The following is a 24,900-nucleotide window of genomic DNA, read 5'->3' on the forward strand; positions in this document are numbered from 1 at the left end:
CGCATTGGGTGAGTGCGGCGGGTTGTGTGCGTTATTTAAGGAAGGTTTATGACTGCTGCCCTGCAAGGTTCTTTGATGGTTGACGTGGCCGGCACCTGGCTGACGGCCGAGGATCGTCACCTGTTGCGCCAGCCTGAAGTGGGCGGCCTGATCATTTTTGCGCGCAATATCGAGCATCCGCGCCAGGTGCGGGAACTGAGCGCGGCGATTCGTGCCGTGCGTCCGGACCTGCTGCTGGCCGTCGATCAGGAGGGCGGTCGTGTGCAGCGCCTGCGCCAAGGCTTTGTGCGCCTGCCGGCCATGCGTGCGCTGGCCGACAACCCCAACGCCGAATACCTGGCCGAACAGTGCGGCTGGATCATGGCCACTGAAGTGCTGGCCGTGGGTCTCGACCTGAGCTTCGCCCCGGTACTGGACCTGGATTACCAGCGCAGCGCCGTGGTCGGTACCCGTTCCTTCGAAGGCGACCCCGAGCGTGCCGCCGTGCTCGCCGGCGCCTTTATCCGTGGCATGAACAGCGCCGGCATGGCCGCCACCGGTAAACATTTCCCGGGGCACGGTTGGGCTGAGGCTGATTCCCACGTTGCCATTCCCAATGATGAACGCAGCCTGGAACAGATTCGCGCCAATGACCTGGTGCCTTTCGCACGCTTGAGCCAGCAGTTGGCCGCAGTCATGCCGGCCCACGTGATCTACCCAAAGGTCGATTCCCAACCCGCAGGCTTTTCGCGCCGCTGGTTGCAAGACATCCTGCGCGGCGAGTTGCAGTTTGATGGGGTGATTTTCAGCGATGACCTGTCCATGGCGGGTGCCCATGTGGTCGGTGATGCGGCCAGTCGGATCGAGGCTGCGCTGACGGCGGGTTGCGACATGGGGCTGGTGTGTAACGATCGTGCGGCGGCGGAGTTGGCATTGACTGCTGCGCAGCGGATGAAGGTCAAGCCTTCTGCGCGGATTGCGCGGATGCGTGGGCAGGCGATTGCTTCTACGGATTACAAGCAGGATCCGCGTTGGTTGGCGGCGCTGACGGCGTTGCGGGATGCTCAGTTGATTGGCTGAAGACCGCGGCGCGGCTTTCGCGAGCAAGCCCGCTCCCACATTCGACCGAGTTCCAACTTTGGAATGCAGTCAAATGTGGGAGCGGGCTTGCTCGCGAAAGCGGTCTCGAAATCAGCGCTTCTCTTGCTTATGGGGCAACGGCGCAAACAACGCCTCGATATCCTCATTACCCAACTGCCAATCCCCCGTCGTACGCCCATCCAGCACGCCCGCCGCCAAGTCGGACTTTTCCTTCTGCAGATGCTGGATTTTCTCCTCCACCGTGCCCCGCGCAATCATCTTGTACACGAACACCGGCTTCTCCTGACCGATGCGGTACGCGCGGTCGGTGGCCTGGTTTTCCGTGGCCGGGTTCCACCAGGGGTCGTAGTGGATCACCGTGTCGGCTTCGGTCAGGTTCAGGCCCACGCCGCCGGCCTTCAGGCTGATCAGGAAAATCTGCAGCTTGCCGCTCTGAAAGTCCTTCACCGGCGTGCGCCGATCGCGGGTCTGGCCGGTCAACAGGGCGTAGGCAACGCCGCGCTTTTTCAGTTCGGCTGCGATCAGGCTGAGCATCGAGGTGAATTGCGAAAACAACAGGATTCGCCGCCCCTCGGCAAACAGTTCTTCGAGCATTTCCATCAGGCTGTCGAGCTTGCCCGAGCTGCTGCCACGGGCGGGCAGGGCGGCGTCGTTGACCAGGCGCAGGTCGCAGCAGACCTGGCGCAGCTTGAGCAGCGCTTCAAGAATGATGATCTGGCTGCGTGCCACGCCCTTGCGGGTGATTTCGTCGCGCACCTTCTTGTCCATGGCCAGGCGCATGGTTTCGTATACGTCGCGCTGGGCTTCGTTGAGATCGACCCAATGGATGATCTCGGTCTTGGGCGGCAACTCCGTGGCCACCTGTTCTTTGGTGCGGCGCAGCAGGAAGGGTTTGATCCTACCGTTGAGGTGCTGCAATCGCACTTCGCTGGCGCGCTTTTCGATGGGCACGCGGTAATCGCGGTTGAAGCTCTTCACGTCACCCAGCCAGCCGGGCAGCAGGAAGTGGAACAGCGACCACAGTTCACCCAGGTGGTTTTCCAACGGCGTGCCGCTCAGGCACAGGCGCTGCCGTGCATTCAGCTCGCGCGCGGCCTGGGCCGCCTTGCTGTTGGGGTTCTTGATGTACTGGGCTTCGTCGAGTATCAGCACATGCAGCGGCTGGGCGGCGAGCAGTTCGATGTCCTTGGGGAGCAGGGCGTAGGTGGTCAGTAGCAGGTCATAGTCCTGCAGGTTCTTGAAGTGCTTCTTGCGCCCGGCGCCGTAGAGGGCCACCACCTTGAGTTGCGGGGTGAAGTGCGCCGCTTCATCGAGCCAGTTGGGGATCAGGCTGGTGGGCATCACCACCATGCAGGGGCGGTCCAGGCGTCCGGCGTTTTTCTCCGTGAGAATGTGCGCCAGGGTTTGCAGGGTTTTGCCCAGGCCCATGTCGTCCGCAAGAATGCCGCCCACATCCAGCTGGCGCAGCGACTGCATCCAGCTCAAGCCTTCCAGCTGATACGGGCGCAGGGTGGCATTCAGCCCCTCGGGTGCCACGCAGGTGAAGTCCTTGATGTCCCGCAGGCGCTGGGCGAAGTTGCGGATTTTTTCGCCGCCCTCCCATTGCAAGGGCAGGTCTTCCAGCGGGTTCAAGCGAATGGCGTCGGCCTTGGCCAGGCGCAAGGTGGTGGTGCCGGCCTCCTGTAGGTAAAACTCGCCGAGGGTTGCCAGTACGGGCTTCAATCGGCCGTAGGGCAGCGCCACTTGCAATGGGCCATGGCCGTTGGGCAGGCCGGGGATATTCACCAGGATCAGCTCATCATCACGCCGCCGTGCGAGCTTCTCCGGGTTGAGGATCTCGGTGTGGGAGCGCATCAGGTTCAACAGGATCGGCAGCAGGCTCAGGCGCTCGCCGTTGACGATGATCCCCAGCTCCAGGTCGAACCAATCGCGCTCCGGCCCCTCGTCGACGGTGGCGTACCAATCGTCAACGGCGCTCAGGTCGAAGCCGAAATCGTCATCGATCAGCAACTCCCAGCCCTCGGCGCGCAAGGTGGGCGATACGTTCAGGGTGAAGTTCAGCCAGGCGCTGTCATTGACCATCTCGAACAGCTCACCGGCGCTTTCCGGCAAGGCCTTGCTCTGGCGCGTGGCGATCTTGAAACCGAGCAAGCGCAGTTGCTCGCGATAGGGCTGTTCCAGTTCGGGATGGCGCTTGATCCGCAGGCTCTGGGTGTCCTGGCGGACGATGATGTCGGCGTTTTTCTGCCCGCTGACATAGTTGTCCAGGTAGTTGAACGACAGCGCCGCACGGTGCTGGATATAACGCTGCATCTTGCCGTTGCGCGGTTCAAACGCGCTGAATTCGACACTGGCCAGCCACAGGCGCGGCACCGGTGGCACGTCCTCCATCACCACTTGCGGCAACACCACACGGTTATCCAGCACGGCCTGGAGCTTTTCCAGCAGCTCGGCATCCTGGGCGGCGGCCGGGTAGGCCAGGGTTTCCTGGACCTTGAGCAGCACGGCGGCGATGTGTTTGCAGTTGGTATGCACCGGGCAGGTGCAGCGGCTGTCGACGAGGATCAGCGTGCCCTTGGCCGATTCGCGCAGGGAGATGGTCTGCCGGTACACATTGCCGCCCGAGCCTTCGCAACTGGCGACGATGGTGCTGTCGCCGCACTCGACGATGCGCACGCGGTTCTCCAGGGCATAACGGCGCCCGCGCTCCAGGCTCTGCTCTTTAAAGCGATTGGCCCACGACGGGGCCAGGGGTTTGGTCAACTGCGACGTCAGGGGCATGGCGCGTGATCAGTCCTGAACGTCGGGCGGTGGTGCACTGGGCGGCTTGGCGGTCAGCGAGGTGATCTTGATCAGCAACGCGAGGTGGCCGCCGTCCAGGTAATTGAGTTGGTTGTTCTTGGTGCGCACGTCTGTCTGGTTCAGGTGTTCGCTGGCGATCACGCTGCCGTTGCTGTCGAACTGGTTGATCCAGAAGTTCGCGTCGATGTCGGTGAAACGGCCCAGTTGCAGATTGAGGACACCCTCGATAGGAAATTGGCCGAACTGTTCCTGGCCGTCGGTGATGGCGATTTTCACCGGTTGTTCGCCGAGGTTTTGCTCCCAGGCTTTGTGCGCCAACACCGTATAGCTGTTATCGGCGCGCAGCTTGTCGACGATATTGTTCAGGCGTGGCGGGCTCAGTTTGTCGGAATCCAGGCGCACAGCCCCTGCATCCCAGTTTTCCGGGGCGGCGCGGCTGTTGATGACCGGCTCCGCATTCTGGCGCACCAGGATCATTTCCACCTGGTACAGGCTGTCGGCGAATGCCGACGGGGCCACGACCACCAACAACAGGCTCAGGATGCGGAACAGGCGCATGATGGCGTCCTTCAAACAGATTTCGGGATGAGGCGCTCAAACAGCGCCTCCAGGGTATTAAAGCGTTCTTCGGCACGTTCCATCGGCACCATGAACTTGAACAGCGTAGCCCCTTCGAACTTGTAGCGGTTGGGCTGGCCCTGGATCAGCTTGATCAGCACCAACGGGTCCACCGGCGTTTGCGCTTCAAACTCGATGCGCCCGCCTTGCGGCCCGGCATCGACTTTCTTGATGCCCAACTGCTCGGCCTGCAATTTCAGCAGGGTCAGGCGCACCAGGTTCTTGGTCGGTTCCGGTAGCAGGCCGAAGCGGTCGATCATCTCGACTTGCAAGTCCTTGAGGCCTTCTTCGTCGGTGGCCGAGGCGATGCGCTTGTACAGGATCAGCCGTGCGTGCACGTCGGGCAGGTAGTCTTCGGGGATCAACGCCGGCAAGCGCAGGTTGATCTCCGGGCCGCCGCCCAGCGGTTGATCGAGGTTCGGCTGTTCGCCCTTGCGGATGGCTTTCACCGCTCGCTCGAGCATCTCCATATAAAGCGTGAAGCCCACGGCCTGGATCTGCCCGCTCTGGCCGTCGCCCAGCAGTTCGCCGGCGCCACGGATTTCCAGGTCGTTGGTGGCCAGCACAAAGCCGGCGCCCAGGTCCTGGGTGTTGGCGATGGCTTCCAGGCGCTTCTCTGCGTCGGACGTGATCTGTTGGCGCGGCGGCGTGAGCAAATAGGCATACGCCTGGTGGTGACTGCGCCCGACGCGGCCACGCAGCTGGTGCAACTGCGCCAGGCCGAACTTGTCGGCACGCTCGATGATGATGGTGTTGGCGCTCGGCACGTCGATGCCGGTCTCGATGATGGTCGAGGCGATCAGCACGTTGAAGCGCTTGTGGTAGAAGTCGCTCATCACTTGTTCGAGTTCGCGCTCGCGCATCTGCCCGTGGCCGATGGCGATACGCGCCTCCGGCACCAGCTCGGCGAGGTCGGCGGCGCATTTCTCGATGGTCTTTACGTCGTTGTGCAGGTAGTACACCTGCCCGCCGCGCAGCAGTTCGCGCAACAGTGCTTCCTTGACCGTGCTTTTGTTCTGCTCCATCACGAAGGTGCGCACCGACAAACGACGCGCCGGCGGCGTGGCGATGATCGACAGGTCGCGCATGCCCGACACCGCCATGTTCAGCGTGCGCGGAATCGGCGTGGCGGTGAGGGTGAGGATGTCGACTTCACTGCGCAGGGCCTTGAGCTGTTCTTTCTGGCGCACGCCGAAGCGGTGTTCTTCGTCGATGATCACCAGGCCCAGGTTCTTGATCTTCACATCGTCCGACAGCAGCTTGTGGGTGCCGATCACGATGTCGATCTTGCCTTCGGCCAAATCGGCGATGGCGGCATTCACTTCCTTGGCCGACTTGAAGCGGCTCATCACTTCCACGGTCACCGGCCAGTCGGCAAAGCGGTCGCGGAAGCTGTTGTAGTGCTGCTGGGCGAGCAGGGTGGTGGGCACCAGGATCGCAACCTGGCGGCCGCCGTGTACGGCAATGAAGGCGGCGCGCATGGCCACTTCGGTCTTGCCGAAACCCACGTCGCCGCACACCAGGCGGTCCATCGGCTTGGGCGCGAGCATGTCGGCGCGTACCGCTTCGATGGTGGTTTGCTGGTCTGGGGTTTCTTCGAAGGGGAAGCCGGCGCTAAAGGTGGCGTAGTCGGCTTTCGGGTCGGCGAACGCATAACCTTCGCGCGCCGCACGGCGCGCATAGATGTCGAGCAGTTCGGCGGCGACGTCGCGCACTTGCTCGGCGGCCTTGCGCTTGGCTTTCTGCCAGGTCTCGGAGCCCAGACGGTGCAACGGTGCGAGGGCGTCGTCGCTGCCGGTGTAACGGGCGATCAGGTGCAGGTTGGCCACCGGCACATAGAGCTTGGCGCCCTCGGCGTATTCCATGGTGAGGAATTCGGCGGCCTGGTTGTCGATTTCCAGGGTTTGCAGGCCGAGGTAACGGCCGACGCCATGGTCGATATGCACCACCGGCGCACCTTCGCGCAGTTCGGTGAGGTTCTTGATCACCGCGTCGTTGTTGGCGTCGGCGCGTTTTTCCCGGCGGCGGCGCTGCATCACGCGTTGGCCGAACAGCGGGCTCTCGGCGATCAGTGCCAGCGCCGGGTCATCCAGCAGCAAACCTTCGTCCAGCGGTGCGATGGTGATCGCCAGGCGGTCTTTGCTCTTAACAAAGTCCGGCCAGCTGTCGACGGTTTTTGGCCGCAGTTTCAGGCGTTCCAGCAACTCCAGCAGGACTTCGCGGCGGCCGGCGGATTCGGCGGTAAACAGCACGCGGCCGGGGAAGTCGCCGAGGAAGTTGGACAGCGCTTCCAGTGGCTGGTTGGCCTTGGCTTCAATCGCCAGGTTAGGCAGCGCCTGCGCGGGGAAGCGCTCACGGCCACTGCCGGCGTCCACGTCCTGCTGGCTGGCGACCACGCGCGGCCAGCTTTTCAGGCGGGCGAAGCAGTCTTCCACCGGCAGGAACAGCTCGGCGGGCGGCAATAAAGGCCGGGACGGATCGACGCGGCGCTCTTCGTAGCGGTTGCGTACGTCGTTCCAGAAGTTTTCCGCCGCTTGCTCGATGCCCGGCAGTGAGAACACTTGGGTGTCCTGGGGCAGGTAATCGAACAGCGTGGAAGTTTCGTCGAAGAACAGCGGCAGGTAGTACTCGATACCGGCGGGTGTAATCCCGCTGCTCAAGTCCTGGAAGATCGGGCAACGACGGAAGTCCACGTCGAAGCGTTCACGGAAGCGCGCCTTGAAGCGGGTGACCGCGTCTTTTTGCAGCGGGAATTCCCGTGCGGGCAGCAGCTTGATCGAGTCCACCTTGTCGATGGAACGCTGGTTCTCGGGGTCGAAGGTGCGCAGGGTCTCGATTTCGTCATCGAACAGGTCGATGCGATAGGGCAGTTTGCTGCCCATCGGGAACAGGTCGATCAGCGCGCCGCGCACCGCGAATTCACCGTGCTCGTACACCGTGTCCACGCAGCGGTAGCCGCTGGCTTCCAGGCGTGTGCGCATCTGCTCGACATCGAGCTTCTGGCCGATATCCAGCACCAGGCTGCTGCCCAGCAGGAATTTGGTCGGCGCCAGGCGATGCAAGGCCGTGGTGATCGGCACCACCAGCACGCCGTGGGCCAGTTCCGGTAGGCGGTAGAGGCTGGCGATGCGCTGGGAGATGATGTCCTGGTGCGGCGAGAACAGATCGTAGGGCAGGGTTTCCCAGTCGGGAAAATGCAGCACCGGCAAATCGGGGGCGAAGAAGCTCAGCTCCTGCTCCAACCGTTCGGCGCTTTGGCTATCGGCGGTCAGCAGCAGGGTAAAGCGCTTGGCTGCGCTGGCAGCCTCGGCAATGGCCAGGCTCAGGGCGGCACCGGGCAGGTTGCCCCAGTGCTGTTTGCCTGCCGCAGCAGGGAGAAGCGGTAGACGCAGGACGGGCACGGAAGGTTGAGCTCCAAGCGTTGCGACAAAGTCGGTAATTGTAACGGTCCTAGGCGCCGTCTGTCAGTTGCTGACTGAGCCTATTACGGTTTGTAGGAAATGTAGTGGCTAAGACAAACAAAGGCGGGTTTTGACTCATTATGTAGTGCCAAAACTGCTCAGGTTTTCGGAGGGTTACGGACAAGTCGTGCGCTTCGCTTAACTAGTGGCCTTCTGGAACCCGCGTATTTACTGGGCTCCAGCGGGGTGCCTTTTTTTCGCAAGCACTTTTTGTTTCCAGGGGCGCATTGCTCCGAGGCCGGTCGGGCGGCATAATGTAGCCCCTTTTTTCTGCCCCTACATGTGGAAGGTTCCCGTGACTCAGAAGCCCGACCAGTGTCTTGGTGAATGGATCGACCGTGAAGCACTCGCAGAAGCGATGATTCCGCTTATCGGCCAGCTGTACCGCAATAACAATGTGGTGAGCTCGATCTATGGCCGCAGCCTGATCAACCAGTCTGTCATCGCGATTCTCAAAGCCCACCGCTTTGCGCGTCACCGTTCTGCCGACGACAGCGAACTCTCCGTCCACGAAACATTCCCACTGCTCAAGGCCATGAGCGAGCTCAAGCTCGGCGCGGCTTCGGTAGACCTGGGCAAGTTGGCCTATAAATTCCGCAAAGAAGGTGCCGGCCGCAGCGCCGAGCAGTTCGTGCGTGAAGAGATGGCCGATGTGGTTGGCCAGCAAAACGCCGGTGGCCGCAAAGGCACTGACGTTGTGCTCTACGGCTTCGGTCGTATCGGCCGTCTGCTGGCGCGCATCCTCATCGAAAAAACCGGTGGCGGCGATGGCCTGCGCCTGCGTGCCATCGTGGTGCGCAAAGGCGCCGACAACGACCTGACCAAACGCGCGAGCCTCTTGCGTCGCGACTCGGTACACGGTCCGTTCAACGGCACCATCGTCATCGACGAAGAAAACAACACCATCACCGCCAACGGTAACCTGATCCAGGTGATCTACGCGAAGAACCCGGCTGAAGTGGACTACACCCAGTACGGCATCAAAGACGCGCTGCTGGTGGACAACACCGGCGTATGGCGTGATGCCGAAGGCCTGGGCCAACACTTGGCCTGCCCGGGTATCGACCGCGTTGTCCTGACCGCACCGGGCAAGGGCAAGCTGAAGAACATCGTTCACGGCATCAACCACGGTGAAATCACCGCTGACGACAAGATCGTGTCCGCCGCTTCCTGCACCACCAACGCCATCGTGCCGGTGCTGAAGGCTGTGAATGACAAGTTCGGTATCGTCAACGGTCACGTTGAGACGGTTCACTCGTACACCAACGACCAGAACCTGATCGACAACTTCCACAAGGGCGATCGCCGTGGCCGTAGCGCCGCGTTGAACATGGTGATCACCGAGACCGGTGCTGCCACCGCTGCTGCCAAGGCCCTGCCTGAGCTGGCCGGCAAGCTGACCGGTAACGCGATCCGCGTGCCGACGCCAAACGTGTCGATGGCCATTCTCAACCTGAACCTTGAGAAAGCCGCCACCCGTGAAGAGATGAACGAGTACCTGCGCTTCATGGCGCTGCACTCCGATCTGCATAAGCAAATCGACTTCGTCAACTCGCAGGAAGTGGTTTCCACCGACTTCGTGGGCTCGCGCCACGCCGGTGTGGTGGACGCCGAGGCGACCATTACCCAGGACAACCGTGTTGTGCTGTACGTGTGGTACGACAACGAGTTCGGCTACAGCTGCCAGGTGGTTCGCGTGATGGAAGACATGGCTGGGGTCAACCCGCCTGCGTTTCCGCGCTAAGCCTTTGCGCTGAATGAAAAGGCCCCGACTGGTTCGGGGCTTTTTTGTGCCTGAAGGTTTTGTGGGGGCTGTAAGGGCCTCATCGCAGGCAAGCCAGCTCCCACATTGGACCGGGTTCACACATTTCTATTTGTGAATACATTCAACTGTGGGAGCGGGCTTGCCCGCGATGGCGGCAGCACTGACACACCCTCAATTCAGCAACCCCTCCGACAACCCCTTGGGCGCCAACCAGATCCCCAGGTAAGCCCGCGCCAGTTCGTCATCGGTGCTGCTGAACACCACCTCCCCATTGATCTCCAGATTCAACCCGCGCCCAGGGCGAAAATCCAGCGCATAGCGATCACCCTTCTGGATGTTGCGAAAGCGGGCATGCAGTTTTTCTACCTCGGGTTTCAATCGTGCGCTTACCCGTTGGCGCTCCAGCGTCGTATTGGCGGCCTTGATCACATCGCCACGGTCGATATCGCGAAAGTAATACAGCTCAAGGCGCAGGGCCTTTTGCTGCGCCCAGGCGTGCTTGGCGCGCATCTCGGGCGGGGCATACAGCGCTGCCGCGTACACATCAGCCCAGAGATAGGTCAGCACCACCTGGTTTTTCAAGGCCAGTTCACGTGATTGCGCAGGAAAACCGGCTTGCCTGAGCCGGTCGGCTTCATTGGCTTGAACCATGACCGACAACATCATCAATAAACAGAAAGCGACATGCCGCATAATGGCCCGTCCTGCAAAGGTGCTTGCTGGCAGTGTAATTGCAATTTCCTTACGCTGTAGTAACGGCAAGACTGGCCTACGACGCGACCAAGGGTTAATGTGCGCGGCGTTGAGCCTTATATAGACTGTGCCCCGGTTCACACACTTGAGCCAAAATGTCCTTCATGACCGCTGGCCGCGGCATGATTTAGCCAGGCGTCCAACCGTACGCCTGGCCTGTTCTGAGGAGTACGCATGGCTGTCTACAACTACGACGTGGTGGTACTGGGTTCCGGCCCGGCTGGAGAAGGTGCGGCGATGAACGCCGCGAAGGCAGGACGCAAGGTGGCGATGGTCGATAGCCGTCGCCAGGTCGGCGGTAACTGCACCCACCTGGGTACCATCCCGTCCAAGGCTTTGCGTCACTCGGTGCGCCAGATCATGCAGTTCAACACCAACCCGATGTTCCGGGCCATTGGTGAGCCGCGCTGGTTCTCGTTCCCGGACGTGTTGAAAAGCGCCGAGAAAGTCATCTCCAAGCAAGTGGCCTCGCGCACCGGTTACTACGCCCGTAACCGTGTCGACCTGTTCTTCGGCACCGGCAGCTTTGCCGACGAGCAAACCGTCGAAGTGGTCTGCCCCAACGGCGTGGTCGAGAAGCTGGTGGCCAAGCACATCATCATCGCCACCGGTTCGCGCCCGTATCGTCCGGCCGATATCGATTTCCACCACCCGCGTATCTACGATAGCGACACCATCCTCAGCCTGGGCCACACCCCGCGCAAACTGATCATCTACGGCGCCGGCGTGATCGGCTGTGAATACGCCTCGATCTTCAGCGGCCTGGGTGTACTGGTGGAGCTGGTGGACAACCGCGACCAGTTGCTGAGCTTCCTCGACTCGGAAATCTCCCAGGCGTTGAGCTACCACTTCAGCAACAACAACATCACCGTGCGCCATAACGAAGAGTATGAGCGGGTCGAAGGCCTGGACAACGGGGTGATCCTGCACCTCAAGTCCGGCAAGAAGATCAAGGCCGATGCCTTGCTGTGGTGCAACGGCCGTACCGGCAACACCGACAAGCTGGGCATGGAAAACATCGGGGTCAAGGTCAACGGCCGTGGCCAGATCGAGGTGGACGAGAACTACCGCACCTGCGTGCCGAACATCTACGGCGCCGGCGACGTGATCGGCTGGCCGAGCCTGGCCAGTGCGGCGCATGACCAGGGCCGTTCGGCCGCTGGCAGCATCGTCGACAATGGCAGCTGGCGTTATGTAAACGACGTGCCGACCGGGATCTACACGATTCCCGAGATCAGCTCGATCGGCAAGAACGAGCACGAGCTGACCAAGGCCAAGGTGCCTTACGAAGTGGGCAAGGCGTTCTTCAAAAGCATGGCGCGTGCGCAGATCGCCGGCGAGCCGCAAGGCATGCTGAAGATCCTGTTCCACCGCGAAACCCTGGAAGTCCTTGGCGTGCATTGCTTCGGCTACCAGGCGTCGGAGATCGTGCACATCGGCCAGGCGATCATGAACCAGCCGGGTGAACTCAATACCCTGAAGTACTTCGTCAACACCACGTTCAACTACCCGACCATGGCCGAAGCCTATCGGGTCGCGGCCTACGACGGCCTCAACCGGCTTTTTTGAGCGGCTCCGGCCGGTGGCCTGAGCCGGCCGGGGAGACCGATTTCAGTAATTCTCGAGGGTGGCAGTGGCCAAACCGGGAAAGTCTGTAATCAGGCTATCTACGCCGAAGTCGGCGAGCCTGCGCATCAGCGCAGGTTCGTTGACCGTCCACACGGACACGTGCAAGCCCTGGCGCTGGGCTTTTTCCAGACGCTCAGGGGTGCACAACGTCCAGTTCAACGCCAGAATCTCACAGCCGTAGTTTTGCGCGACCTTCAGCGGGTCGAGCCAGGCGTATTCGGCCACCAGGCCGCGTGACAGGTCGGGGGTGAGTTCCACCGCCGCTTTCAGCACTTCCCGCGAACTTGACGTGACCGTGACCTTGTCCATCAGGCCGTGGCGCACGGCCATCTCGCGAATCGCCAGCACGGTGGTGGCTGCGCGGGTGCGTGAGGCGCTTTTGACTTCCAGTTGCCAGTGATCGAAGTCGCATTGCTCGAACAACTCTTCCAGGCGTGGGATCGGGCACGGTTTGACCCAGCCCGGGCCGCCTTTGCGCGCGTCCATCTTCACCAGGTCCGCTGCCGAGTACTCGACGACTTTGCCGCGCCGGTCGGTGGTGCGCTTGAGGGTTGGGTCGTGGATGACCATCAACTCGCCGTCCATGGACAGGTGCAGGTCCAGTTCGCAGCGGCGTACGCCGTGCTTGAGGCATTGCTGAAAGCTGGTCAGGGTGTTTTCCGGTGCTTCGCCTTTGGCACCGCGGTGGCCGTAAATCAGGGTCACAGTTGCTCCTATGCGCCAGCGTGTCTGGCGGGGTGAATGCTATTCAGGTGTCTTGGGCGTCGCTTTGTTCCCGCGCCAGGCGGCGTTCCTGGGCTTGTTTCTGCAGGATGTAGCGGGCGAGCAGTTGGCGTTGGGCGTCGGTCATGGATTCGAACTCCGTGCCCACGTCAAAACCTGCGCCTTTGGGATCGCAATGGGTGACCCGCGCGCGCAGCAGCAGGCCCAGCGCCTGGGGCATCAGCACCAGCTTGACCGCCAGGTGTGCGCCAGGGGCGAGGGGGGTAGGGTGTTGGAAGTCGATGCCGCCTTCGGAAATGATCACCGGCTGCGGCTCGCCAACGGCCGTGCGCAGGCTTTGCGCCATGACCTGGCTGAGCAGGTCCAGGCGCTTGTTCTGGACTTTGAGGAAGGCGGCGAGGCTGCGATCCTTCTCGCTGATCTGGCGCAGCAGGTGCTGGGCTTCGAATTCGCTGAGGTGCAGCTCGCTGAGCAAATTGAACAGCGGCGACTCATCCTGCAACACTTCCTTGCTCGCCGCTTCAGGGGCGGACAGGCTTTTGATTTGAAGTGCGATCATGTCGTCGATACGGTAGTATTCGCGGCGCTCTTCTTCATCTAATGTCGACATGGCGAACCCCAGCTAGCGTTAATGGTCTGAGTGTAAAGCTGCTTACCAGACCCCGCCACCGGGACGTCTTCTTTTCCTCCGAACAAGCCCCGACATGTTCAGACCTCTCTTCGTATTTATCGGCACGCGTTATACCCGTGCAAAGCGTCGCAATCATTTTGTGTCGTTCATTTCCTTGACCTCGATGATCGGGCTCGCCTTGGGCGTGGTCGTTATGATCGTGGTGCTGTCGGTGATGAACGGCTTCGATCATGAGATGCGTACCCGCGTGCTGGGCATGGTGCCCCACGCGACCATCGAGGGCGATGCGCCCATCAGTGACTGGCAAAGCCTGGCCGACAAGGTCAAGCAGAACCCCAAGGTACTGGCCGTCGCGCCATTTACCCAGATGCAGGGGTTACTGACCAACGACGGCAAGGTGCAGAAGATCCTGCTCAATGCCATCGACCCGGCCCAGGAGCGCAACGTCTCGATCATCGACAAGTTCATGCTGCAAGGCAAAATCGATGATCTGGCGCCCGGCGAGTTTGGCATCGTGATCGGCGACAAGGCCGCCGCCAAGCTTGGCGTGGGCCTGGGCGACAAGTTGACCTTCGTCGCGCCGGAAGTCACCGTGACCCCGGCCGGCATGTTCCCGCGCATGAAGCGCTTCACTGTGGTCGGCACCTTCCATGTGGGCGCCGGCGAGATCGACGGCTACCTTGGCCTGACCAATCTCACCGACCTGGCCCGCCTGCACCGCTGGCAGCCGGATCAGGTGCAGGGCCTGCGCCTCAAGTTCAATGACCTGTTCGATGCGCCGCGTACCTCCTGGGAAATCGCCCAGCACCTGGGCGACAGCCAGTACTACGCCCGCGACTGGACCCGTACCCACGGCAACCTGTACCAGGCCATCCGCATGGAAAAAGCCATGATCGGCCTGCTGTTGCTGCTGATCGTCGCCGTGGCGGCGTTCAACATCATCTCCACGCTGGTGATGGTGGTGAATGACAAGAAAGGCGACATCGCCATCCTGCGCACCCTTGGCGCCACGCCGGGGCAGATCATGGCGATCTTCATGGTGCAGGGCACGGTGATTGGCGTGGTCGGTACCCTGATCGGCACCGCCGTCGGCATCCTTGCCGCGCTGAACGTCAGCGCCGCCATCGCCGGCCTCGAAACCCTGATCGGCCACAAGTTTCTCAACGCCGACGTCTACTTCATCGACTACTTGCCGTCCCAGGTGCAGGCCCCGGATGTGTTGATGGTCGGCGGCGCCGCGTTGGTATTGAGTTTCCTTGCCACCCTGTATCCAGCCTGGCGCGCGGCACGTACCCAGCCAGCACAGGCCTTACGTTATGAGTGAATCGGGCATGAGTGAAAAAGCAATCTTGAGCTGCCGCAACCTGGGCAAATCCTACGAGGAAGGCCCGGAATCGGTGGTGGTGCTGTCGAACCTGCAACTGGAGTTGCACCCGGGCGAGCGCGTGGCGATTGTCGGCAGTTCCGGCTCTGGCAAAAGTACCTTGCTGAACCTGTTGGGCGGCCTCGATACGCCGTCCCAGGGCAGCGTATGGCTGGCCGGTGAAGAACTGTCGGCCCTCGGGGAAAAGGCCCGTGGCCAGTTGCGCAACCGTTCCCTCGGTTTTGTGTACCAGTTCCACCACCTGTTGCCGGAATTTACCGCACTGGAAAACGTGTGCATGCCGCTGTTGATCGGCAAGACCGCCATCCCGGAAGCGCGCCAGCGCGCCAAGGCGCTGCTGGAACGCGTCGGCCTCGGCCATCGTCTGGAGCACAAGCCAGCCGAACTGTCCGGCGGCGAGCGCCAGCGTGTGGCCATCGCCCGCGCCCTGGTCAACAACCCGGGCCTGGTGATGCTCGATGAGCCTACCGGCAACCTCGACTCCCACACCGCCCAGGGCATCAAGGACTTGATGCTGGAACTGAGCACGCAGATGCGCACCGCGTTCCTGGTGGTGACCCATGACATGAGCATGGCCCGCCAGATGGACCGTGTGTTGCACCTGCAGGAAGGTCATCTGGTCGCCATCTGACCTGTTTCAAGCCCGGTGTCTGACGTCGGGTTTTCTATTTTTCCAACGGTGCCCGCGAATGTTCAGACCGTTATCGATTTTCATCGGCACGCGCTATACCCGCGCCAAGCGCCGCAACCGTTTTGTTTCGTTTATCTCGATGACCTCGATGATCGGCCTCGCCCTGGGTGTGCTGGCGATGATCGTGGTGTTGTCGGTGATGAACGGCTTCCAGCGCGAAATGAGCTCACGCATTCTCGGCATGGTACCCCACGCTACCATCGTCGGCGTGAACCCGATTGACGAATGGCAGCCAGTGGCCGCCGCTGCGATGAAGAATCCTGAAGTGACCGCCGCAGTACCGTTCACGCAGATGGACGGCATGTTCTCCTACAAAGGCGCGATGCAGCCGATTGAGATCAGCGGCGTCGACCCGGCCCAGGAAGGCAAGGTATCGATCGTGGCCCAGCACATCGTGCAGGGCAAGCTGGAGGACCTGAAACCCGGCGAGTTCGGCGTGGTGGTCGGTGAAATCACCGCCCGGCGCTTTCGCTTGAATGTGGGCGACAAGCTGACCCTGATCGTCCCGGAAATCAGCACGGCACCGGGGGGGATCACCCCGCGCATGCAGCGCTTGAACGTGGTGGGTATTTTCAAGGTCGGCGCCGAACTGGATGGCTCCATGGCCTTGATCCACATGGCCGACGCGGCAGAGATCCAGCACTGGCAGCCCAACCAGGTGCAAAGCGTGCGCCTGGCGGTAAAAGACCTGTATGCGGCGCCCAAGGTGTCGGCGGATATCGCCGGTAGCCTGGGCGCGGCCTACAAGGCGGACGACTGGACCCACACCCAGGGCAGCCTGTTCAGCGCGATGAAAATGGAAAAAACCATGATCGGCCTGCTGTTGCTGATGATCGTCGCGGTGGCGGCGTTCAACATCATCGCCACCCTGATCATGGTGGTGAACGACAAGGGCGCCGACATCGCCATCCTGCGCACCATCGGCGCCACGCCACGGCAGATCATGGCGATCTTCATGGTGCAGGGCACGGTGATCGGCATCGTCGGCACCTTGATCGGCGGCGTGCTGGGGGTGATTGCGGCGCTGAACGTGAGTGCGCTGGTGGGCTGGATGGAGCGGGTGACCGGGCAGCATATCTTCAGTTCGGACGTGTATTTTGTCAGCAACCTGCCTTCGGAGCTGCAAGGTGGGGATGTGTTGCTGATTTGCACGGCGGGGTTTGTGTTGAGCTTTTTGGCGACGCTGTATCCGGCGTATCGGGCGGCGAAGATTGAGCCGGCGCATGCCCTGAGATATTCGTAAACCTGATCGTTCCCACGCTCCGCGTGGGAATGCAGCCCGTGACGCTCTGCGTCACAAGAGCGGACGCAGAGCGTCCGGTGAGGCGTTCCCACGCAGAGCGTGGGAACGATCATCCAGGGAAGGCAACTCGATTACAAACCTAGTCCAACCCGCCCCCGACTCACAAAAAATCCGCCCGCCATGGGCCCGCACAATCGACTGGGTAATCGCCAACCCCAGCCCCGCATGCTCGCTGCTGCCCTCATGGCGCGCCGGGTCCGCCCGGTAGAATCGGTCAAACAGCCTCGGTAGCAACTGTGCTGGAATACCTTCCCCGGTATTTTCGACAGTCAGCCGCACACCGTCCTCTATCCGCACCCGCACTTCGCCCCCCGTCGGCGTAAACCGCAGGGCGTTATCCAGCAGATTCGATAAGGCCCTACGCAACATGCCGCGATCGCCTGCCGTATGTGCAGAACCTTCGCGCACCAGGCTGACCTGGGCGTCCTCCGCCAGTAACGCAAAAAACTCCAGCAACGTGTCCACTTCTTCGGCCAATGCCAAGGGCTCACGCTTGGGCATCAGCAAGCCGTGGTCCGCCTTGGCCAGGTACAGCATGTCGTTGACCAATTGCGCCATCCATTGCAGCTCTTCCAGATTGCTGTGCAGCGCTTCGCGGTAGTCCTCCAGCGGGCGCGGCTGGGTGAGGATGACCTGAGTGTGGGTCAGCAGGTTCGACAGCGGTGTGCGCAGCTCATGGGCGATATCGGCGGAGAACGCCGAGAGGCGCTGGAAGGCATCGTCCAGGCGGCCGAGCATGGCATTGAAGGCTTGGGCCAGTTCGGCCAGCTCGGCCGGCATCTGCGCCTGAGGCAGGCGTTGGGTCAGGGAGTGGGCCGATACGCCTGCCGCCACTTCACCCATGCGCCGCAACGGCCGCAACCCGCTGCGCGCGGCCCAGGCACCCAGCAAGGCGGTGGCGAGTGCCGACAGGCCAACCGTCAGCCAGATCAGGTGCTGCATGCGTTGCAGGAAGTGCTGGTGGTGGGTGATGTCGAGCATCAGGCTCAGCTGTGGCGAGTCTGGTGTGCCGGCCATCAATGGCGCGTTGTACACCCGGTAGTCGGTGCCGGCGTCTTGCAGGCTGTGCAGGCCGGGGGGCTCGGGCAAGGTCATGCCCGGAGCCCCGTCGAACCAGCGCTGGCCCGCACGGGTAATGCGCAGCGTGAGGTCGGGTTGGTGACTGAGTTCGGCGCGCAGTTGCGCTTCGCGCTGGGCGAAGGATTCGGCCGAGTCCACACCCTGCAAAGTGCTGCGCAGGGCCACGAGCTGGCTGTCGAGCTGTTGTTGGTCCAGCTCTATGAAGTGCGCCTCGCTGGCGCGGTTGAACAGCACGCCGGCGAGCAGTGAGACCACCGCGGTACATGCCGCAAACAACAGTGCCAGGCGGCTGGCCAGGGACAGGCGCTGGATCAATTGAAGCGCTCCTCCAGCACGTAACCCATGCCGCGCACGGTGTGGATCAACTTGTTGGGGAAGTTGTCGTCGACTTTCAGGCGCAGGCGGCGGATCGCCACTTCGATGATGTTGGTGTCGCTGTCGAAGTTCATGTCCCAGACCTGGGAGGCGATCAGCGATTTGGGCAACACTTCGCCTTGGCGGCGTAGCAACAGTTCCAGCAGGGCGAACTCCTTGGCGGTGAGGTCGATGCGCTGGCCGTCCCGCTCGACGCGGCGGCGGATCAGGTCCAGGCGCAAGTCGGCCAGTTGCAGGGCGGTTTCCTGTGGCGTGCTGCTGCCACGGCGCAACAGGCTGCGCACCCGAGCCAGCAGTTCGGAAAAGGCGAAAGGCTTGACCAGGTAATCATCGGCGCCCAGTTCCAGGCCGTGTACGCGGTCTTCCACGGCGTCGCGGGCGGTGAGGAACAGCACTGGCGTCTCCAGGCCGGCGCTGCGCACCGCTTGCAGGATTTGCCAGCCATCGCGACCGGGTAGCATGACGTCAAGAATCAGCAGATCGTAGTCACCGGTCAGTGCCAGGTGCTGGCCGCTGGTGCCGTCGGCCGCCAGCTCGGTGGTAAAGCCGGCTTCGGCCAGGCCCTGGCGCAGGTAATGGCCGGTTTTCGGTTGGTCTTCGACGATCAGCAGTTTCATGGGCGGCTCTGAGTGGCGGTGCACGAGGCGCTTTATACCGTGGGTTCCAGGGTAGGGGCGCAACCTGACAAAGTTGTAATCTAGCAGTCAGCTAGCTGGCAGCAGCCCCATCTTAGAGTGCTGTTCAGCGTGTTACACATTTTTGGAGAGTTGAGATGGCGTTGCGTACACCCCTGTTATTGGCGGGTTGCCTGTTGGTGGCGAGTTTTGCTGCGATGGCGGACTCGGCGCATACCTATGCATTCGGCCACGCGGCAGCGGCCGGCCAGGCCACGCGCACCGTGGAAGTGACCTTGCAGGATATTTCCTTTTCGCCCAAGTCATTGGACGTAAAAGCCGGTGAGACCGTGCGCTTTGTCTTGGTCAATAAAGGCCAGCTGCTTCACGAATTCAACCTGGGCGACGCGGCGATGCATGCCGAACACCAGAAGGAAATGTTGCAGATGCAGGCCAGTGGCATGCTCACCGCCACCGGCATGGGCAAGATGGATCACAGTGCCATGGGCCATGGCGCGATGATGAAACACGATGATCCCAACAGTGTGTTGGTCGAGCCTGGGAAAACCGCCGAGTTGACCTGGACCTTCACCCAGTCCACGGGCCTGGAGTTCGCCTGCAACCTGCCAGGGCATTACCAGGCGGGCATGGTGGGAGAGCTGAACGTCGAGTAGGCCGCAAAGGCGGGGGCAAAGGCTGGTAGACTGGCGGCGTTTATTTAGCCAGGTTTCCGCCATGCATCCCGCAGCCGAACATTCGCCGCTGGGCAAGTCCAGTGAATACATCTCCACCTACACCCCGTCGTTGCTGTTTCCGATCCCTCGCGCCGCCAAATGGGCCGAGCTGGGCCTGAGCGCCGAGACCCTGCCTTACAAAGGCGTGGACTTCTGGAACTGCTTCGAACTGTCCTGGCTGCTGCCGTCGGGCAAGCCGGTGGTGGCCATCGGTGAGTTCAGCATCCCGGCTGACTCGCCGAATATCATCGAGTCCAAGTCTTTCAAGCTGTACCTCAACTCGCTCAACCAGACCGCATTCGCCGACACGGCGAGCCTGGAGGCGACCCTGCGTACCGACCTCAGCGCCGCTGCCGGCAAGCCGGTCAGTGTGCGTATCCGCAGCTTGGCCGAGATCGAGGCCGAAGGCGTGATGGCGTTGCCGGGCGTGTGCATCGATGAGCTGGATATCAGCGTCAGCAATTATGAGCACCCGCGCCCGGAACTGCTGCGTTGCGATGCTTCGCGCATTGTCGAGGAGAGCGTGCACAGCCACCTGCTCAAATCCAACTGCCCGGTGACCAGCCAGCCCGACTGGGGCAGCGTGGTGGTGGAGTACCGCGGATCCGCACTGGATCACGCCAGCCTGCTGGAATACATCGTGAGCTTTCGCCAGCACTCGGACTTCCATGAGCAATGTGTGGAGCGGATCTTTCTCGACCTGCAACGTTTGCTCAAGCCTGAAAAGTTGACGGTGTATGCGCGTTATGTGCGGCGTGGTGGGTTGGATATCAACCCGTATCGCAGTACTGAGGATGTGGCGTTCCAGAACGTGCGCCTGGCCCGCCAATAGCCTTCACACAGAACTAAATGTGGGAGCGGGCTTGCTCGCGAATGCGGTAGATCAGCCAATGAATCTGTTGACTGACACGCCGCCTTCGCGAGCAAGCCCGCTCCCACATTGGTTTCTGTGTCTGGCTGAAACCTGGGTCAGATCCCGATGTTGCCCAGGGTGATCATGATATTGCGCAATGTCCCGGAAATCAGCGGGTGCTCAGCGTCGAACTCTATGGCCGCTTGATTCACATCGTCGGAAATACTGGGTGTCTGAGTAGCCGGTTCAAGTTCCAGTTGTAGTTCGAACTTGGCAATCAAGGCTTCCAGTGCTGTACGTTTTTCTTCCGAAAGAGGCGGTTCCTGTTCCAGCTGCCCGCGCAGGATCTCGACCTGTTCTTCCAGTTTTTTGCGATCAGGCATGACGTGTTTCCTTTTATCGATAGGCACTGGCATAGACCGCGGCACGCCGAGAAAGGTCTACGGGCTGACCTGTAGACTAATCCACCTGCGCCGACTGTGCATGATCTCGATCAGGGCTTTTCGCCTTTGAGCTGACGCAGGCTGATGTCGGCGAGGCAGGTGCCGAGCTCGCCCAGGTGGTCGATCACCGAATGCACGCCCAGCCCGTACAGGGCCACGGTGGCCTTGCCACGCTTGTGCTCGCGCTCTTGCTCGCTCAATGCCTGCCATTGCGCCGGGGCCATGCCGCACAGCGAGCCGCAGGACGCCAGGCCAATCGTCCACAGGCCGGCGTTGAGCCCCGATTGCAGCAAGCGCGGTTCGCCGCTGACCAGCACACAGCCTTCGAGGCGTTCGATGTTCAATTCCATCAAGGCCTGCCAGCAGGCATGAGGTGCAGGCCAGCGAATGGAGGAGGGCGATGTTGCTTTCAGCCAGTTGGGCAGCACCGTGGCCAATGGCGTGGTGATCGAGGCGGGGAGTTCGTCCAGCCAGGCGCAGGGCACGCCCTGCTCTTGCAGGCTGCGCAGGATTTTCAGGGCGCCGGGGGTGGCCAGGGAGTCGGGCGAGGGCGAATCGCTGCGTGCCTGGGAACCGAAGTCCACCAGGCAACCACTCAGGCCAAACAGAACGGCAGTCAAGGCAGGCGCGCTGGCAATGGCAATCTCGGCGTGAGGCATGGGGACTTCCCTGAAATAGCTCTGACCCTATCGGCGCGGGATGACAAGCCGATGACACCCGGCTTTAATTGTAGGAATTTTGTGCATTTTTAGCAGGACGTTTCCTGATTACTGCCTAAATGGACACTTCCGTCATATACTCACGGCCTTATTCAGGGCATAGCGCCCATGACAGACCATTCAAGGAGCAAAAGCTATGCGCTGGAGCCACTACTTCGCTCAGCTGTCAGTGTGTGCCACTGTCCTGCTGGCCCCGTTCGCCGCACAGGCCGCCTCGGAAGATGATCCCTGGGAAAGCGTGAACCGCCCGATCTTCACCTTCAACGACACCGTTGATACCTATGCCCTCAAGCCATTGGCCCAAGGCTATCAGTTCGTCACCCCGCAATTCATGCAGGATGGCGTGCATAACTTCTTCCGCAATATCGGCGATGTCGGCAACCTGGCCAACAATGTGCTGCAGCTCAAGCCGCATGCGGCGGGTGTGGATACGGCGCGCTTGTTGATGAACACCACGTTTGGCGTGCTGGGCTTTATCGACGTCGGCACCAAAATGGGGCTGCAACGCAGTGATGAAGACTTCGGCCAGACCCTCGGCTACTGGGGCGTGGGCAGCGGGCCTTACGTGATGCTGCCGCTGCTGGGCCCGAGCACCTTGCGTGACGCGCCGTCCAAGTACGTCGACAGCTACACCCAGCCGTACCGCTACATGAACGATATCGGCTGGCGCAACAGCACCTTCGGCCTGAACGTGGTTGATGTCCGTGCCAGCCTGCTCGACAGCGAGAAGCTGATCACCGGCGACAAATACACCTTCATCCGCAACGCCTACTTGCAGAACCGCGAGTTCAAGGTGAAGGACGGCAAGGTTGTTGACGACTTTTAAGTCGTGATGTCTTGAAATGAAAAAGGCGACCTCAACGGTCGCCTTTTTTTGTGCGCGGATTTCAGCGCATTTTCAAGATCTTGAGGCCCAGGTGCTGGTCTGGGCCGTTTGTCTTGGTCCAGACCACCTCGGTGTCCGCTTCCAGACCTGTGAGGGCGGTGTGCTCGGAATCGATGCGTACGGTCAGTTTGTCGCCTACCTGGAATTGGCGAGGTGCCTGCACTTGCATGCCGGAACTGGAAAGGTCCACGCAAACCCCTGCAATCTCTTGCCCGGCGTGGATCAAAGACACATCGGCATCCACTCGCATGCGGATGAAATCGCGTTTTTCGGCGTAGTCGCGCTCGTGTTCGCTCACGGGTTCCATCCTTACTTTGTGTTGTGGTATTGGCTGTTCTTATAACTCCCAGTGATTTGCGATGTAAAGACGCCCGGCGACCATCGGCATGAGCTTGAAACCCCTGACGGATGGGAGTACCGTCTGCGCCTTAGAAGGGCACCTCTGCTTTACAGTTGTGCGTAGGCCAAAAGCCCGTGCTTTGTAGGACAGAGTGGCTAGAAAGCGAATCCAGTAGTGTGAGTCCGGCCATTGCCGAGCTGCCTACGCCAACCTAATTCTGGCGCCGTTTGCCCACATGCAAAAAACCAGTGCCACGCTGCTGATAATCGATGACGACGAAGTAGTGCGCGCGAGTCTCGCGGCCTATTTGGAAGACAGTGGCTTCAGCGTCCTGCAGGCCAGTAATGGCCAACAGGGTCTCCAGGTATTCGAGCGCGACAAGCCCGACCTTGTGATCTGCGACCTGCGCATGCCCCAGATGGGCGGCCTGGAGCTGATTCGCCAGGTGACTGAGCTTGCGCCGCAGACGCCGGTGATTGTGGTGTCCGGTGCCGGGGTGATGAACGACGCGGTCGAGGCCCTGCGCCTGGGCGCTGCCGACTACCTGATCAAGCCCCTGGAAGACCTGGCGGTGCTGGAGCACTCGGTGCGCCGTGCCCTGGATCGTGCACGTCTGCTCCTGGAAAACCAGCGCTACCGCGAAAAGCTCGAAACCGCCAACCGCGAACTTGAAGCCAGCCTGAACCTGCTCCAGGAAGACCAGAACGCTGGTCGCCAGGTGCAGATGAACATGTTGCCGGTGAGCCCGTGGACCATCGACGAATTCCAGTTTGCTCACCAGATCATCCCGTCGTTGTACCTGTCGGGTGATTTTGTCGATTATTTCCGCGTGGATGAGCGCCGCGTTGCGTTCTACCTGGCCGACGTCTCCGGCCACGGCGCCTCTTCCGCGTTTGTCACCGTGCTGTTGAAGTTCATGACCACGCGGTTGCTGTTCGAATCCAAGCGCAATGGCACCTTGCCGGAGTTCACACCATCCGAGGTGCTGGGCCACATCAACCGAGGTTTGATCAGCTGCAAGCTGGGCAAGCACGTGACGATGGTCGGCGGTGTGATTGATGAAGAAACCGGTCTTTTGACCTACAGTATTGGCGGTCACCTGCCGATGCCTGTTTTGTATACGCCTGACAGTGTGCGCTACCTGGAAGGACGTGGTCTGCCCGTAGGCTTGTTCAATGAAGCCACCTACGAAGACCACATCCTGGAGCTGCCGCCGACCTTCAGCCTGACGCTGATGTCCGACGGTATCCTGGACTTGCTTCCAGAGCCTACACTCAAGGAGAAAGAAGCCGCCTTGCCCCAAAAGGTCAAGTCGGCGGGCGGCAGCCTGGATGGCCTGCGGCAAGTGTTTGGATTGGCCACGCTGGGGGAGATGCCGGATGATATCGCCCTATTGGTGTTGAGCAGGAATCTTTGATGAGTACCGGAAGAATCCAATTCGCCGAGCAAGACGGGACCTTTGTCCTGAAGTTTGTCGGTGAAGTGCGCCTGACCTTGTGTTCGGCGCTGGATGCGACGATTGAGCGGATTTTCACCGCGCTGAACTTCTCGGCGATCGTGATCGATCTGACCGAAACCCGCAGCATCGATAGCACCACCCTTGGGTTGTTGGCCAAGTTGTCCATTTTGTCTCGGCAGAAGGTCGGCCTGTTGCCCACGGTCGTCACCACCCACGAAGACATCACCCGTTTGTTGCAGTCCATGGGTTTCGATCAGGTGTTCAACATCGTTGATCGCCCGATCCCGTGCCCGGAATGCCTGACCGACCTGCCGTCGCAGGACCAGTCCGAAGAGGTGGTGCGGGTCAAGGTGCTGGAAGCGCACAAGATCCTGATGGGCTTGAACGAGTCCAACCGCGAAGCGTTCCACGACCTCGTCAACGCCCTGGAACGCCACTAGACTCCAGGCGAAACACAATCCAACTGTGGGACAGGCTTGTGTGGGAGCGGGCTTGCTCGCGAATGCGGTGGGTCAGTAAAAGGTGAGTCGCCTGACACTCCGCCTTCGCGAGCAAGC

At 61.2% G+C, this 24,900-nt stretch carries 22 protein-coding genes; 11 read left to right on the forward strand and 11 right to left on the reverse strand.

The genetic code is table 11. The annotated features are described in order from the left end of the window. Window positions 1-48: 48 nt before the first annotated feature. The gene (gene nagZ, locus ACZRMO_RS04340) at window positions 49-1,059 is read left to right on the forward strand and encodes a beta-N-acetylhexosaminidase (RefSeq protein ID WP_463972013.1); all 1,011 of its coding nucleotides are present in this window, start codon (window positions 49-51) and stop codon (window positions 1,057-1,059) included. 111 nt (window positions 1,060-1,170) lie between these two features. Here the strand turns inward: nagZ and ACZRMO_RS04345 are convergent, their stop codons facing one another. From ACZRMO_RS04345 to mfd, 3 genes are read right to left on the reverse strand one after another with little or no spacing between them, the layout of a single operon-like run. Beyond that, a complete protein-coding gene (locus ACZRMO_RS04345; protein ID WP_463972014.1) occupies window positions 1,171-3,861 on the reverse strand; it encodes a DEAD/DEAH box helicase in 2,691 nt (896 codons plus the stop codon). Window positions 3,862-3,870: 9 nt separating this feature from the next. Continuing rightward, window positions 3,871-4,440, reverse strand: a complete 570-nt coding sequence (locus ACZRMO_RS04350) for a CsiV family protein (RefSeq protein ID WP_463972015.1) — start codon at window positions 4,438-4,440, stop codon at window positions 3,871-3,873. A gap of 11 nt (window positions 4,441-4,451) precedes the next feature. Then, window positions 4,452-7,901 (reverse strand): transcription-repair coupling factor, encoded by a 3,450-nt coding sequence (mfd, locus tag ACZRMO_RS04355; protein ID WP_463972016.1) that lies wholly within the window; start codon window positions 7,899-7,901, stop codon window positions 4,452-4,454. Between the two features lie 340 nt (window positions 7,902-8,241). On the opposite strand from mfd, the gene ACZRMO_RS04360 reads away from it, so the two are divergent. Beyond that, window positions 8,242-9,705, forward strand: a complete 1,464-nt coding sequence (locus ACZRMO_RS04360; protein WP_463972017.1) for a glyceraldehyde-3-phosphate dehydrogenase — start codon at window positions 8,242-8,244, stop codon at window positions 9,703-9,705. Window positions 9,706-9,897: 192 nt separating this feature from the next. Here ACZRMO_RS04360 and ACZRMO_RS04365 read toward each other — a convergent pair whose 3' ends face one another. Then, window positions 9,898-10,419, reverse strand: a complete 522-nt coding sequence (locus ACZRMO_RS04365) for a chalcone isomerase family protein (RefSeq protein WP_463972018.1) — start codon at window positions 10,417-10,419, stop codon at window positions 9,898-9,900. A 234-nt stretch (window positions 10,420-10,653) separates the two neighbouring features. Here ACZRMO_RS04365 and sthA point away from each other — a divergent pair, with 234 nt between their 5' ends. Then, window positions 10,654-12,048 carry a Si-specific NAD(P)(+) transhydrogenase gene (gene sthA / locus ACZRMO_RS04370; protein ID WP_463972019.1) on the forward strand — a complete coding sequence of 465 codons (1,395 nt, stop codon included), beginning with the start codon at window positions 10,654-10,656 and terminating at the stop codon, window positions 12,046-12,048. 42 nt (window positions 12,049-12,090) lie between these two features. Here sthA and ACZRMO_RS04375 read toward each other — a convergent pair whose 3' ends face one another. Together ACZRMO_RS04375 and ACZRMO_RS04380 are read right to left on the reverse strand one after the other, a co-directional pair. Beyond that, on the reverse strand, window positions 12,091-12,813 hold the full coding sequence (locus tag ACZRMO_RS04375) for a glycerophosphodiester phosphodiesterase family protein (protein WP_207045387.1): 723 nt from the start codon (window positions 12,811-12,813) through the stop codon (window positions 12,091-12,093). 43 nt (window positions 12,814-12,856) lie between these two features. Continuing rightward, window positions 12,857-13,441 (reverse strand): PilZ domain-containing protein, encoded by a 585-nt coding sequence (locus ACZRMO_RS04380; protein WP_017737348.1) that lies wholly within the window; start codon window positions 13,439-13,441, stop codon window positions 12,857-12,859. A 94-nt stretch (window positions 13,442-13,535) separates the two neighbouring features. Between ACZRMO_RS04380 and ACZRMO_RS04385 the strand changes: the two genes are divergently transcribed. The 3 genes from ACZRMO_RS04385 to ACZRMO_RS04395 are packed head-to-tail and all read left to right on the forward strand — an operon-like array spanning window position 13,536 to window position 16,780. Then, window positions 13,536-14,786 (forward strand): lipoprotein-releasing ABC transporter permease subunit, encoded by a 1,251-nt coding sequence (locus ACZRMO_RS04385; RefSeq protein ID WP_463972020.1) that lies wholly within the window; start codon window positions 13,536-13,538, stop codon window positions 14,784-14,786. Window positions 14,787-14,793: 7 nt separating this feature from the next. Beyond that, the gene (gene lolD, locus ACZRMO_RS04390) at window positions 14,794-15,477 is read left to right on the forward strand and encodes a lipoprotein-releasing ABC transporter ATP-binding protein LolD (RefSeq protein ID WP_017477213.1); all 684 of its coding nucleotides are present in this window, start codon (window positions 14,794-14,796) and stop codon (window positions 15,475-15,477) included. 58 nt (window positions 15,478-15,535) lie between these two features. Continuing rightward, complete coding sequence (locus ACZRMO_RS04395) at window positions 15,536-16,780, forward strand: lipoprotein-releasing ABC transporter permease subunit (protein WP_463972021.1); 1,245 nt, start codon at window positions 15,536-15,538, stop codon at window positions 16,778-16,780. 51 nt (window positions 16,781-16,831) lie between these two features. On the opposite strand, the gene ACZRMO_RS04400 is transcribed toward ACZRMO_RS04395, so the two are convergent. Further along, window positions 16,832-18,235, reverse strand: coding sequence for a heavy metal sensor histidine kinase (locus ACZRMO_RS04400; RefSeq protein ID WP_463972022.1), 1,404 nt, complete (start codon window positions 18,233-18,235; stop codon window positions 16,832-16,834). Beyond that, the gene (locus ACZRMO_RS04405; RefSeq protein WP_463972023.1) at window positions 18,232-18,912 is read right to left on the reverse strand and encodes a heavy metal response regulator transcription factor; all 681 of its coding nucleotides are present in this window, start codon (window positions 18,910-18,912) and stop codon (window positions 18,232-18,234) included. Before ACZRMO_RS04405 ends, ACZRMO_RS04400 begins: the two co-directional genes overlap by 4 nt. A gap of 155 nt (window positions 18,913-19,067) precedes the next feature. Here ACZRMO_RS04405 and copI point away from each other — a divergent pair, with 155 nt between their 5' ends. Further along, complete coding sequence (gene copI / locus ACZRMO_RS04410; RefSeq protein WP_463972024.1) at window positions 19,068-19,583, forward strand: copper-resistant cuproprotein CopI; 516 nt, start codon at window positions 19,068-19,070, stop codon at window positions 19,581-19,583. 61 nt (window positions 19,584-19,644) lie between these two features. Continuing rightward, window positions 19,645-20,475 (forward strand): NADPH-dependent 7-cyano-7-deazaguanine reductase QueF, encoded by an 831-nt coding sequence (gene queF / locus ACZRMO_RS04415; RefSeq protein WP_124528047.1) that lies wholly within the window; start codon window positions 19,645-19,647, stop codon window positions 20,473-20,475. Window positions 20,476-20,612: 137 nt separating this feature from the next. On the opposite strand, the gene ACZRMO_RS04420 is transcribed toward queF, so the two are convergent. Next, window positions 20,613-20,879, reverse strand: a complete 267-nt coding sequence (locus tag ACZRMO_RS04420; protein WP_448184629.1) for a DUF4404 family protein — start codon at window positions 20,877-20,879, stop codon at window positions 20,613-20,615. A 110-nt stretch (window positions 20,880-20,989) separates the two neighbouring features. Then, window positions 20,990-21,598: an HAD family phosphatase gene (locus ACZRMO_RS04425; RefSeq protein WP_463972025.1), complete on the reverse strand. Its 609-nt coding sequence runs from the start codon at window positions 21,596-21,598 to the stop codon at window positions 20,990-20,992. A gap of 196 nt (window positions 21,599-21,794) precedes the next feature. Here ACZRMO_RS04425 and ACZRMO_RS04430 point away from each other — a divergent pair, with 196 nt between their 5' ends. Continuing rightward, the gene (locus tag ACZRMO_RS04430) at window positions 21,795-22,484 is read left to right on the forward strand and encodes an MlaA family lipoprotein (RefSeq protein ID WP_017737357.1); all 690 of its coding nucleotides are present in this window, start codon (window positions 21,795-21,797) and stop codon (window positions 22,482-22,484) included. Between the two features lie 61 nt (window positions 22,485-22,545). Here ACZRMO_RS04430 and ACZRMO_RS04435 read toward each other — a convergent pair whose 3' ends face one another. Beyond that, complete coding sequence (locus ACZRMO_RS04435) at window positions 22,546-22,842, reverse strand: PilZ domain-containing protein (protein ID WP_463972026.1); 297 nt, start codon at window positions 22,840-22,842, stop codon at window positions 22,546-22,548. 277 nt (window positions 22,843-23,119) lie between these two features. Here ACZRMO_RS04435 and rssB point away from each other — a divergent pair, with 277 nt between their 5' ends. Then, complete coding sequence (gene rssB, locus ACZRMO_RS04440) at window positions 23,120-24,301, forward strand: two-component system response regulator RssB (RefSeq protein ID WP_017737359.1); 1,182 nt, start codon at window positions 23,120-23,122, stop codon at window positions 24,299-24,301. Beyond that, entirely contained in the window at window positions 24,301-24,783 is a 483-nt protein-coding gene (gene rssC / locus ACZRMO_RS04445; protein WP_003172602.1) for an anti-sigma factor antagonist RssC, read from the forward strand. The genes rssB and rssC overlap by 1 nt, the downstream gene beginning before the upstream one ends. The last annotated feature ends 117 nt before the right edge of the window (window positions 24,784-24,900 follow it).

The sequence above is a fragment of the Pseudomonas sp. B611 genome, assembly GCF_055407965.1.